At 72.8% G+C, this 11,889-nt stretch carries 8 protein-coding genes and 1 riboswitch; of the genes, 7 read left to right on the top strand and 1 reads right to left on the bottom strand.

What is annotated here, in order from left to right; translation table 11 throughout:
• Positions 1–48: 48 nt before the first annotated feature.
• From AB0I72_RS18680 to thiC, 5 genes are all read left to right on the top strand, one after another.
• A complete protein-coding gene (locus AB0I72_RS18680) occupies positions 49–1,374 on the top strand; it encodes a glycosyltransferase family 4 protein (protein WP_358569911.1) in 1,326 nt (441 codons plus the stop codon).
• A complete protein-coding gene (locus AB0I72_RS18675; protein WP_358569908.1) occupies positions 1,371–5,810 on the top strand; it encodes an alpha-(1->3)-arabinofuranosyltransferase in 4,440 nt (1,479 codons plus the stop codon). Before AB0I72_RS18680 ends, AB0I72_RS18675 begins: the two co-directional genes overlap by 4 nt.
• Complete coding sequence (locus AB0I72_RS18670; protein ID WP_358569905.1) at positions 5,807–6,805, top strand: DUF3068 domain-containing protein; 999 nt, start codon at positions 5,807–5,809, stop codon at positions 6,803–6,805. Before AB0I72_RS18675 ends, AB0I72_RS18670 begins: the two co-directional genes overlap by 4 nt.
• 10 nt (positions 6,806–6,815) lie before the next feature.
• A complete protein-coding gene (locus tag AB0I72_RS18665; RefSeq protein ID WP_358569902.1) occupies positions 6,816–7,673 on the top strand; it encodes an SOS response-associated peptidase in 858 nt (285 codons plus the stop codon).
• A gap of 117 nt (positions 7,674–7,790) precedes the next feature.
• Positions 7,791–7,904, top strand: a riboswitch (TPP riboswitch).
• The gene (thiC, locus tag AB0I72_RS18660; RefSeq protein ID WP_358569900.1) at positions 7,896–9,572 is read left to right on the top strand and encodes a phosphomethylpyrimidine synthase ThiC; all 1,677 of its coding nucleotides are present in this window, start codon (positions 7,896–7,898) and stop codon (positions 9,570–9,572) included. Its footprint overlaps the riboswitch before it by 9 nt.
• 60 nt (positions 9,573–9,632) lie before the next feature.
• On the opposite strand, the gene AB0I72_RS18655 is transcribed toward thiC, so the two are convergent.
• Positions 9,633–10,454: a methyltransferase gene (locus AB0I72_RS18655; protein ID WP_358569897.1), complete on the bottom strand. Its 822-nt coding sequence runs from the start codon at positions 10,452–10,454 to the stop codon at positions 9,633–9,635.
• Between the two features lie 349 nt (positions 10,455–10,803).
• Here AB0I72_RS18655 and AB0I72_RS18650 point away from each other — a divergent pair, with 349 nt between their 5' ends.
• Positions 10,804–11,472: a sigma-70 family RNA polymerase sigma factor gene (locus tag AB0I72_RS18650; RefSeq protein ID WP_358569984.1), complete on the top strand. Its 669-nt coding sequence runs from the start codon at positions 10,804–10,806 to the stop codon at positions 11,470–11,472.
• Positions 11,469–11,792: a mycothiol system anti-sigma-R factor gene (gene rsrA, locus AB0I72_RS18645; protein WP_358569894.1), complete on the top strand. Its 324-nt coding sequence runs from the start codon at positions 11,469–11,471 to the stop codon at positions 11,790–11,792. Before AB0I72_RS18650 ends, rsrA begins: the two co-directional genes overlap by 4 nt.
• The last annotated feature ends 97 nt before the right edge of the window (positions 11,793–11,889 follow it).

Below are 11,889 nucleotides of genomic sequence, written 5' to 3'. Positions count from 1 at the left end.
AGTGTTCGACGCGGCGCTCCGGCCGGACACCGCGCGGAAGGAGAACGTGTGGTCATCGAGAAGGCCCACCACAGGGTGGGACCCGGCGTGCCCAGGCGGCCCCTCCCCGCTGTCGCGACGGCCCCGGCGGCGGCCGCCGGACCCGCCGCCTCCCCGACGGAGCCCACCACGCAGCCCGACCTCGGCCCGCGCCTGGACGGCGTGCGCCTGGTGATGATCAACTGGCGCGACCCCTGGCAGTCCACGGCGGGCGGCGCCGAGGAGTACGCCTGGCGGATCAGCCGCCACCTGGCCGAACGCGGCGCCATCGTCACCTTCCTCACCAGCCGCGAACCCCACCAGGCCCGCGTGGAGACCCGCGACGGCATCGTCATCCGCCGCATGGGCGGCCGCTTCACCGTCTACCCCCGCGTCATGGCCTGGCTGGCCCTGTGGCGGCGCGAGTACCACCTGGCCTTCGACTGCATGAACGGGATCCCCTTCCTCTCCCGTCTCGTCCTGCGCCGCCGCACCAGAGTGGTCAGCGTCGTCCACCACGTCCACGACCTCCAGTTCAACGCCTACTTCCCCGCCCCGCTCGCCTGGTTCGGACGCTTCATGGAGTCGGCCGTCGCCTCGCGCGTCTACCGCCGCTGCACCACGGTGACCGTCTCCGAGTCCTCCCGCGCCGCCATGCGCGACAAGCTCGGCTGGCGCGCGCCGATCGAGGTCGTCCACAACGGCGGACTCCCCGCCCCCGAGGACCCGCGCGACCCCGGGCGGGCGTCCGCCTTCGACCCCACGCGCCCCGCCGTCGTGAGCCTGGGCCGACTCGTCGTCCAAAAGCGCGTCTCCCGCGTCGTCGACCTGGCCACCGCGCTCCACGACGCGTACCCCGAGCTGAGCGTGCACATCGTCGGCCGCGGCCCCGAGGGCGAGCACCTGGCCGAGCAGGTCGAGCGCGACGGCCTCCACGACCGCGTCCACCTGCACGGCTTCCTCCCCGAAGCGGACAAGAACGCCGTTCTGGCCGCCTGCGACCTGCACGTCACCGCCTCCCGGTTCGAGGGCTGGGGCCTGACCGTCATCGAGGCGGCCAGGCTCGGGATCCCCACCGTGGCCTACGATGTGGACGGACTTCGCGATTCGGTCCGGGACGGCGAGACCGGCTGGCTGGTGCGCGAGGGCGAGGACCTGACCGACGTGGTCTCCCGGGCGCTCAAGGAGCTGTCCGACCCCCGACGCGCCGAGGAGGTCCGCCGGGCCTGCCGCGCGTGGGCCGCGCAGTTCACCTGGGAGGCCAGCGGCGCACGGATGACCCGTCTCGTCGCCGCCGAACTCGGCCTGGCCGAGGACCCCGCGGGCGACGGGACCGAGAGGGAAGCAGGGAATTGACTTCGGCGGAATCCACCGCCAGGCGCGAACCGGAGGATTCCAGAACACCGTCCGCCCCCGGCGGATCGTTGGACCACACGCTGCTCTCGCGGCTCAAGGTCCTCACGGTGTGTCTGCTCTTGGGCGCGGTGGCGGCCAGCATCGACCCCGGCAGGATCGTCAGCGACACCAAGCTCGACCTGACGGCCAACCCCTCGGGGTTCCTGGAGCGCGCCCTGCACCTGTGGGACGCCTCCTACTTCGGGCAGATCCAGAACCAGGCCTACGGGTACTTCTTCCCGAACGGCCCCTTCCACCTGCTCTTCGACACCCTGGGCACCCCCGACTGGATGACCCAGCGGCTGTGGATGGCGGTCCTGCTCGTCGCCGCCTTCCTGGGCGTGTACAAGGTCGCCGGCGCGCTCGGTCTGGGCACGGTCAACACCCGCATCCTCGCCGGGGTCGCCTACGCCCTCGCACCGCGCGTGCTGACCCTGCTCTCCTACAACTCGGCCGAGCTCCAGCCCATGCTGCTCATGCCGTGGATCCTGCTGCCGCTGGTGCTGGGCGCCCAGGGCAGGCTCTCCCCGGCCCGCGCCGCACTGCTGTCCGGACTCGCGTTCCTGCTGTGCGGCGGCACCAACGCCGCCTCGGAACTGGCAGTCCTCATCGTGCCCGGCCTCTACCTGGTCACCCGGGCGCGCGGCCCACGCACGCGGCGGCTCATGGCCTGGTGGACGGGCGCGCTCGTGCTCGCGTCGTTCTGGTACGTCGCACCGCTGCTGCTGATGTCGCGGTACGTGTTCTCGTTCATGCCCTACACCGAGGACGCGGCCGTCACCACGGGCGTGACGTCCCTGCTCAACGCCGTGCGCGGCACCTCGAACTGGATGGGCTTCCTCCCCGACCAGGGCAACACCGCGCTGCCGTCGGGGGCCGCGCTGTCGACCACCCCCTGGCTGATCGCGCTCACCGCCGTGGTGGCCGGGCTCGGGCTGGCCGGACTCATCAACCGCCGCACCCCCGAACGGCTCTTCCTCATCGCCTGCGTCCTCACCGGGACGGCGATCATCGTCGCGGGCTTCACCGGCGACCTCACCGGCCCCTTCGCCCCGCTCATGCGGGAGCTGCTCGACGGCCCGCTCGCGCCGTTCCGCAACGTCCACAAGTTCGACGCGCTGATCCGCCTGCCGCTCGTCCTCGGCCTGGCCCACCTGCCCGTGGTCGTGGCCCGCGACCGCGCCGAACGCCGCGGGGCCGCCGCCGCGCCCCGGGTCCGCCGCGCCGTCGCGGGCGCGAGCGCCGCCGTCTTCCTGGCCACGCTCCTGCCGATCGCCACGGTCGGCATCGCCCCGCGCGGCGGGTACGAGTCGCTGCCCGAACACTGGCGCGAGGCCGCCGACTGGCTGAACGAGCGGGCCGACGAACGCGGCATGACGATGGCCCTGCCCGGCTCCGCCCGAGGCGAGTACGAGTGGGGCCGCCCGCTGGACGAACCGATGCAGCCGCTGCTCACCGGCGCCTGGACCAACCACCAGATCATCCCGTGGGGCTCGGCGGGCGTCTCCCGCCTCACCCAGGAGATCGACCAGCGGGTCTCGTCCGGACGCGGCTCGGCCGGGCTCGCCGACACCCTCGCCCGCATGGGCGTCACCCACCTCATCGTCCGCAACGACCTCCAGCGCGCCGCCAACAACGGCGGCTGGCCCGCGCGCGTCCACCAGGCCCTGGCCGACTCGCCGGGGATCAGCCAGGCCGCCGAGTTCGGCCCGGTCATCGGCTCGCTCGACCACCAGCCCGCCGCGCGCTGGTTCGACCAGCCCTACCCGGCCCTGACGATCTACGAGGTCGCCGACGCCGCGCCCACGGTCGGCACCGTGCCCGCCGACGCGACCGTCCGCGTCACCGGCGGCCCCGAGTCCCTCCTCCACCTGGCCGAACAGGGCCTGATCAACGACGACCGCCCGGTCGTGCTCGGCGACGACCCGGGCGCGGACGCGATCGACGCCGAGGACACCGTCGTCACCGACTCCGCGCGCCGCCGCGAGGTCGTCTACCCGGACGTGCGGCGCAACGTCTCGGCCACCCTGACCGAGGACGCCGAACCCGAACGCGACGTCCCCGCACCCGACATCCTCGACCCGGCGTGGGAGCCCTACGTCGCCCACGCCGAGGACCTGGGCGTCGCCTCGGTCGGCGCCTCCTCCTCCGAGAGCGGCGCCGGGGCGCGCGGCTCCGACCGCGACCCCGGCCACGCGCCGCACGCCGCCCTCGACGACGACCTCACCACCGCGTGGCGGTCCAGCGCCTTCACCGGGGCGCTCGGCCAGTGGCTGGAGGTCGAGTTCACCGAACCCCGCGACGTCAGCGGGCTCACCGTCGCCTTCGACCAGCTGCCCGGGGAGCCGCCGCCCTCCCGGGTCACCGTGATCACCGACACCGGCGAGACGGAGGTGCCCGTCGCCGAGACCGGCGAGCCCCAGGAGCTCATGACCCCGCCCGGCCGGACCTCGACCCTGCGCGTGCGCGTGGACGAGCTGGCCTGGGAGCCGGAGTACCGGTTCGGCACCCGCGTGGGCATCACCTCCCTGTCCCTGCCGGGGCTGGAGGCCGCCCGCACCCTGCGCGTGCCGGGGCCCGCCGACGCCGACACCCTGCTGTTCACCGGCTCCACCGGCACCGCGCCCGGGTGCATGGAGGGCTCGCACGTGTGGGTGTGCAACTCCCGGTTGGAGGTCCAGGGCGAGGACGCCAGCCGCCTGGACCGGACGTTCGAGCTGTCGGCCGCCTCGGCGGCGGGCGCGCACCGGGTGTCCGGCGAGGTGGTGCTCACTGACCCGCGCGAGGCGGAGAACGCCGCCAACCGCGCCGGCGGCCACCCGCGCGTGACCGCCTCCTCCACCGCCGTGGAGCACCCCGCCGCGATGGGCCGGGGCACGCTCGACGACGACGATTCCACCGTCTGGTACCCGGACCCGGAGGAGAAGCACCCCTGGCTCGACATCGAGCTCGGCGAGCCGACGGCACTCGACCACCTGGAGGTGTCCTTCCCCCGCGCCGACAGCGTGCTCCGGCCGATCCGGGTCACCGTCGAGGGCGGCGACACCGTGCGCGAGGGCTGGCTGGACGGCAGCGGCCGGGTCGACTTCGCCGAGCTCACCGCCGACTCGCTGCGCGTGACCTTCGAGCGTCCCGAGGGCCAGGACCTGGAGATCGGCACCATCACGCTGCCCGGAGTCGACCCGGTGGACCCGCTGCCCGAGGGCGACGCCGCCACCGCCTGCGGCCTGGGCCCCATGCTGCGCGTCAACGGGCGGCGCGTGGAGACCCGGATCACCGAGGGCACGCTCGCCGACCAGCTCACCGGGCGTCCGCTGCGCTACGAGAGCTGCACCGACCTCGACCTGGCCGAGGGGGAGAACCGGATCGTCGTCGACCCGGGCAACCGCTACGACGTGCGTTCGGCCCTGGTCGAGGGGGACACGTCCCTGGCCGACCGGGAGCCGGTCGAGACGGCCGAGGTCGAGCGGGTGCACGCGTGGGGACCGGGTGAGCGCCGCTTCGACGTCTCCGTCGACGAGGAGAGCCTGCTCGTCGTCAACGAGAACTTCAACGAGGGCTGGGAGGCGACCCTGTCCGGCACCGAGGGGACGCTGGAGCCGGTCCGGCTGGAGGGCTGGAAGCAGGGCTGGGTGCTCCCGGCGGGCAGCCGGGGCACGGTGACGCTGACCTATGTGCCCGACACCTCCTACCAGGCCACGCTCGCGGTCGGCGCCGGGCTGGCCGGGCTCCTGGTGGTCCTGGCGGTGTGGCCCCGGCGGCTCGTGCCCGCCAGGCTCGCGGGCCCGCTCGCGCGCGCGGCCGGATCGACGGGACGCGGCGGACGCCCGCTGCCCGCCGCCGGACCCGGCTGGCTGAGTCGGTGGGCGGTCCTGCCCCTCGGCCTGGCCTACGGCGTGTGGGTGGCGGGCGCGGCCGGAGCCGCCGTGGTCGGGGTGATCCTGCTGTGCGTCTGGTGGCTCGGCCGACGGGCGCCCAAGGGGCTGCGGCACGCCCGGCCGGGGCGGCCGTCGCTCGGCGGGCGCGCGCTGCCCCACCTGGCCGGTCCGTGGACGGTCGCGGTCTCGCTCGCCCTGGCCGGGGTGGCGATGGCCGTCGGCACGCACCTCGCGCTGTACATGCCCTTCCACGACGTCACGGAGGTGTTCGGGGGAGCGCTGCGCGGCTGGGTCGCCCAGGCGCTGTGCCTGCCCGCCCTGACCCGGCTCGTCCTCGCGCTCGGCCAGCGCGGGGAGGACGGCCCCGAGCCCGTCACGGCCCGGGGCCGGGCCGCCGAAGGGCGTCGCGCCGTGCCGTTCGACCAGCCCGCGTACCCGGCCGGGACGGCCGCCGCCAACGGGCACGGGAACGGATCCGCGCCCGCGCCGGACGCCGACGTCGAGGAGGCCCGCACATGAGCGCACCGGTTGAGGCGTCCCGGGGGACCTTCCTCGTCGCCCTGGGCGCCTTCCTGCTGACGCTGGCCGCCCTCCTGCCCCTCTACGTGCACGACCGCGTCGCACTCCTGCCCGCATCCGCCGAGTTCGAACTCCGGATGGTCGACGAGGACGCCGCCTACCTCGACGCGGCCACCTGGTCGTTGCGGCAGGGCGTCGAGGTCCGGCGGGTCACCCGGATCGACGCCACCCCGCACGGCGGCGACTGGTCGGCGTGGGAGATGTCCGTGGACGTCTCGACCCCCGAGCGGATGATCGACCACTGGAGCCGCCGCGTCATCGTCGACCGCGTGACCGGCCGCGCCGTCAACTGCTGCGGCGAGCACGTCAACGGCGACCGGGCCATCCGGCAGGCCGGGCTCGTCCTCCACTGGCCCGCGGGCGCCCCCGCCGAGGACGTCACCCACTACGACGCCGAGGTCCGCTCGGCCCCGCTCCTGGAGTACGACGGCGCCGACCAGGTCGCCGGGATCCCCGTCCGCCGCTACGTCCAGACGATCGACGCCACCCAGGTTCCCGACTCCGCCCGGTCGGTGCCCGCGGCGCTGTTCACGGCCGACGCCGAGGGCACCGTCACGGCGGCGCGCTGGGTGGAGATCACCCGCACCTACTGGGTCGAGCCCGTCAGCGGCCTGGTCGTCAACGCCCAGGAGACCCGCGCCGAGCGCCTCCGCCCGCGCGGAGGGGGCGGCGAGGTCGGGCTGCTGTCGGCCGAGCTCACCCTGTCCGAGGGGCAGGTGACCACCCTCGCCGAACAGGCGCGCGTCCGGGCCTTCCTGCTCACCGCCCTCGACACCTGGGCGCCCTGGATCCTCGTGCCCCTGGGCGGTCTGGCGGTGCTGGCCGGTCTCGTCCAGGCGTGGCGGACCCGCGAGACCGCCCATCGACGCAGGCGCGACCTGGACGAACACGGTGACCGGGTCGGCGGCCTCGGGGAGGCGCGGGACAGGCCGTAGGATCGTGCGCATGTGCGGTCGCTATGCCCAGTCCCGGAACGTGCACCAGCTCCAGCTCGCCTTCGACCTCCCCGAGGAGACGATCGCCGAGGAGGCCGACCCCCGGGCGTGGCCCCCGCTGCACGACCTGCCGCCGGACTACAACGTCTCCCCGGGCAAGCCGGTGTACGCCGTGCTCGGCCCGCCGCCGCGCGGCGCCGAGGCCGACGACGAGCCCGCCGGGCCGCGCCACCTGCGCACCCTGCGCTGGGGGCTGGTCCCGTCGTGGGCCAAGGACCGCAACGTCGGCTACCGGATGATCAACGCCCGCGGCGAGACCGTCGCCGACAAGCCCGCCTTCCGCGCGGCCTTCCGCCGCCGCAGGTGCCTGCTGCCCGCCGACGCCTACTACGAGTGGCAGCTCATCGGGGCCGACGGCCGCGCCGAGGCGGGCACCTCGCCCGCGACCGACCCCCAGCACCGCAAGCGCAAGGCCCGATCCGCCAAGAAGCCGTTCGCCGTCCACTACGACGACCGCGAGCCGCTGGCCCTGGCCGGGATCTTCGAACGCTGGCGCGACCCGGAGGCCGACGAGAACGACCCCGCCGCCTGGCTGTGGACCTGCGCGGTCATCACCACCGAGGCCGCGCCCGGACTCGCCCACATCCACGACCGCATGCCCGTCATCGTCCCCCGGCGGGACTGGGCGACCTGGCTCGACCCCGACTCCGGCGCGGACGACCTCGCCCACGTCATGGCCGGGACGCCGGTCGACCGGTTCGCGATCGACGAGGTCTCCACCGACGTCAACAGCATCAAGAACAACGGCCCCGAACTCCTCACCCCCGTGTCCGCCACGGAGGATGACGCGCCGGACACACTTTTCTGACCCGGGGGCGGCTGGACACGGCCCGGGGACCTCTGTGTATGGTGTGCGAGGCCACACGGCCACGCGCCCCGTACGGGGCGCACGCACGTCACTCATCCCATCCCCGACGTGCGCACATGTGAATACCGCGGGAGCTCGCGCCATGGCGGGCTGAGAGGGCGGCTCAACGGTGTCGCCGACCGCAGAACCTGTTCGGGTAATTCCGACGTAGGGAGGCATGCCATGACGGCTACGGACAGCCGCGCCACGAGTTCCACCGCCGACGAGCACCAGGTGACCACGGGTCCCATCATGGGATCACGGAAGGTCTACCGTGAGATCGACGACCCCGCCGGTTTCACGCTCCGCGTCCCGCAGCGCCGGGTGGAACTGAGCAACGGCAGCCACTTCGACCTGTACGACACGTCAGGTCCGTACACCGACTCCACCGCCGACATCGACGTCCACCGGGGCCTGCCCGGCACGCGGCAGGAGTGGATCGACGCCCGCGAGCCCGTCGACGGAGCGGTCACCCAGCTGGCCTACGCCAAGGCCGGGATCATCACCCCCGAGATGCGGTTCGTGGCCGCCCGCGAGCACATGGACCCCGAGTTCGTGCGCCAGGAGATAGCGATCGGGCGCGCGGTCATCCCCGTCAACCGCAGGCACCCGGAGTCCGAGCCGACCATCATCGGCAAGAACTTCCTGGTGAAGATCAACGCCAACATCGGCAACTCCGCGGTCACCTCCTCCGTGCCCGAGGAGGTCGAGAAGATGGTGTGGGCCACCCGCTGGGGCGCCGACACCGTGATGGACCTGTCGACCGGCAGGCGCATCCACGAGACCCGCGAACGGATCCTGCGCAACTCGCCGGTCCCGATCGGCACGGTCCCCATCTACCAGGCCCTGGAGAAGGTCAACGGCGACCCCACCAAGCTGAGCTGGGAGATCTACCGCGAGACCATCATCGAGCAGGCCGAGCAGGGCGTCGACTACATGACCGTCCACGCCGGCGTGCTGCTGCGCTACGTGCCGCTGGCGGCCCGGCGCGTCACCGGGATCGTCTCGCGCGGCGGTTCGATCATGGCCGCGTGGTGCCTGGCCCACCACAAGGAGAGCTTCCTCTACACCCACTACGAGGAACTCTGCGAGATCCTGCGCGAGTACGACATCACCTTCTCCCTCGGTGACGGTCTGCGGCCCGGCTCGATCGCCGACGCCAACGACGAGGCCCAGTTCGCCGAGCTGCGCACCCTGGGCGAGCTCACCCACATCGCCCGCGCGCACGACGTGCAGGTGATGATCGAGGGACCGGGCCACGTGCCGATGCACAAGATCGCGGAGAACGTGCGCCTGGAGGAGGAGCTGTGCGGCGAGGCGCCGTTCTACACGCTCGGCCCCCTGGCCACCGACATCGCCCCCGGCTACGACCACATCACCTCCGCCATCGGCGCCGCCCAGATCGGCTGGCACGGCACGGCGATGCTGTGCTACGTCACCCCGAAGGAGCACCTGGGCCTGCCCAACCGGGACGACGTCAAGACCGGTGTGGTCACCTACAAGCTCGCCGCGCACGCCGCCGACCTGGCCAAGGGCCACCCCCGGGCGCAGGAGTGGGACGACGAGCTGTCCAAGGCGCGGTTCGAGTTCCGCTGGCAGGACCAGTTCCACCTGTCGCTGGACCCGGAGACGGCGCAGTCCTTCCACGACGAGACGCTGCCCGCCGAACCGGCCAAGACCGCGCACTTCTGCTCCATGTGCGGGCCGAAGTTCTGCTCGATGAAGATCTCCCAGGACGTGCGCAGGTACGCCGAGGAGAACGGCCTGGACACCGTCGAGGCGATCGAGCGGGGCATGGCCGACAAGTCCGAGGAGTTCGCGGCCTCGGGCAACCGGGTGTACCTGCCGCTGGCGGACTGACGCGGCACGGGGGCGGCGCCCGCGCCGGGCGCCACCCCCGTGGTCCGGGGGTACCGGGCCCTATCCCGGCTTGCGCGCGCTGGCCAGCAGGTGCACGCCCACGTAGTCGTCGGACTCGGTGGCCCGCGTCTCCATCTCCACCAGGCGGCTCATCGACCTCGGGTCGCGGGCGAGCATCCCCTCGACCGTGGACGGCGACAGCACCGTGCGCGGCTTGATCCACTCCAGTTCGAGTCCGGCGTCGGCCAGGGTGTCGGCGAGCTGCTCGGAGGTGAAGCAGCGCGTGATGGACCCGTCCGGCCAGGGCACCAGCAGGACGTCGGCGCTGGGCGCGTGGCTCAGCTCGGGCCAGCAGTCCTGTTCGGCCAGCAGCGCCATCCCGAGCACCACGGAGTCCACGCACACGAGCGCGCGTCCCCCGGGCCGCAGCACCCGCGCGATCTCCGCCACCGACGACTCCGTGGCCAGGTGCCGCGACAGCACGCGGTTGTCGGCGATGACCCCGTCGAAGACCTCGCAGGCGAACGTGCGCAGCAGCGTCGAGTCGCCCACCACCCGGCGCAGCCGACCCCGCGGGGCCGGACGGGGCACGCTCGCGTGCCCGTTCACCAGGGTCAGCGGTTGGCGCACCGCCATGTCCTCGGACGGCAGCAGCGTCACCACGTCGTGCCCGGCGGCCACGGCGCGGTGCGTGCCCTGGAAGTCCGGGCTGGACAGGTCGAGCAGACGGGCGGGCGCGGGCGGGAGCCAGCGGGTGATCTGCGTCTCCGCGACGGCCCAGTAGAAGCGCCAGTAGTCCGACAAGCGGTCGGGGGCGGCGAACTGGGCGGCCGGGGATCGGGGGCGGTCGGATGCCGGGGTCGAGGACGGTCGCACGTGCACTCCTCTCCCATCCTTGTGTGGTCCTACCCGCACTCTCCCATGCCCTACCTCCGCTGATACAGCCAAACGACAAAGTTCACCGGTGGGTGGCCGGGTCCTCCCCGCCCGGCCGGAATCAGGTCGCGCGGAGCGTTGTTGTCACCGACACCGCGCGGGACGTCGAGGATGCCCGAGGGCGCGGATCGGACGTGGGGAGGGTACTTCGGACATGTCGACCGCCAGCGCGTGCCTGGAGCGCGAGGAGACCGCGGCCACGCCACGTGGCGCCGGTGCGCGGGTCCTGGGGCTGGAGCCGTATCGTGGGGATATGGATGCTCCAGCCGGGACCAGCGCAGGGAGGCCGACGGGCTTGGAAGAGGGCCAGGAGACAGCACGTGAGCGGGAGGAGCGCTTCGAGAGGGACGTGCTTCCCTTCCTCGACCAGCTCTACTCCGCGGCGCTGCGGATGACCCGTAACCCCGCCGACGCGGAGGACCTCGTTCAGGAGACGTTCGCCAAGGCGTTCGGTTCGTTCCACCAGTTCAAACAGGGGACGAACCTCAAGGCGTGGCTGTACCGCATCCTCACCAACACCTTCATCAACTCCTACCGCAAGAAGCAGCGGGAACCGAAGCAGGCGGGGACCGAGGACGTCGAGGACTGGCAGCTGGCGCAGGCCGCCTCGCACACGGCCGTGGGGCTCAAGTCGGCCGAGGCGGAGGCGCTCGAGCACCTGCCCGACACCGACGTCAAGCGGGCGCTCCAGGAGCTGCCCGAGGACTTCCGGATCGCGGTGTACCTCGCCGACGTCGAGGGCTTCGCGTACAAGGAGGTCGCCGAGATCATGGGCACGCCGATCGGGACCGTCATGTCCCGGTTGCACAGAGGGCGCCGCCAGCTCCGGACCCTGCTGGAGGAGTACGCGGTGGACCGCGGTTTCCTTCCGACGGCGAGGGCCACGGCCTCCGCCGTCGCGTCGGGCGCGTCCGCGGGAGGTCGGGGACAGGCGAACGGGTCGGATCGAGGAGATCGGCAATGAGCGGCGGCCACGGCAAGGACAGCGAGACACCCTGTAGCGAGGTGCTCGACAAGCTGTACACCTACATCGACGGTGAGCTCGAAGAGGGCAACTGCGAGCAGATCCGGGAGCATCTGGACGACTGCGCGCCCTGTCTCGACGAGTACGGCCTGGAGGAGGCCGTGAAGAAGCTCGTCGCCAAGCACTGCGGATGCGATCCGGTTCCGCTGGACCTGCGCGACAAGGTTCTCGGTCGGTTGGCGCGCGCACGCGAGGAGTCCCTCGCACGCGAGGAGAATACGGGCACGGGAAACCTCGTGCGCGAGGTAAGTTCGGAGTAGCCCCGGAACCCCCGCCCGCGTGACCCGGGTCGGGCGGCGACGACACCCGCGGCGGTGGCTGGATTTCCAGCCGCCGCTTCTTTTTGTGCCGTTTCTG

The sequence above is a fragment of the Nocardiopsis sp. NPDC049922 genome (assembly GCF_040660275.1).
Classification (GTDB): Bacteria; Actinomycetota; Actinomycetes; order Streptosporangiales; family Streptosporangiaceae; genus Nocardiopsis.
Note: the sequence above shows the minus strand (reverse complement) of the source record. Positions and strands in the feature narration are given on the sequence as shown.